Source organism: Lysobacter sp. GQ73, assembly GCF_059758755.1.
Genome location: NZ_JCAXEE010000033.1, coordinates 1 through 303 on the forward strand (window position 1 = coordinate 1; position 303 = coordinate 303).

Here is a 303-nt window from a genome sequence, read left to right on the forward strand (position 1 = left end):
GGCGTGACCGCGCGCCACTTGGCCTACGTGATCTACACCTCCGGTTCGACCGGCCAGCCCAAGGGCGTGGCGATCGAGCACGCCAACGCGGCCAACTTCATCGCCTGGGCGAATGCCAACTTCAGCCGCGAGCAGCTCGCCAACACCTTGTTCTCGACCTCGATCAACTTCGACCTGGCGGTGTACGAGCTGTTCGCGCCGCTCAGCGTCGGCGCGCAGATCACCCTGGTGCGCGACGTGCTCGCGACCGATGCCGCGAGCCCGCTGAGCCTGATCAACACCGTGCCTTCGGGCATCAACGCC

Annotated in this window: 1 protein-coding gene; it reads left to right on the forward strand. The window is 66.7% G+C overall.

Annotated features, from left to right (window positions below; translation table 11 throughout):
* Nucleotides 1–303, forward strand: a 303-nt coding sequence (locus AC6CH2_RS22545; protein ID WP_498271169.1) for an AMP-binding protein, incomplete at both ends; no start/stop codon positions are given.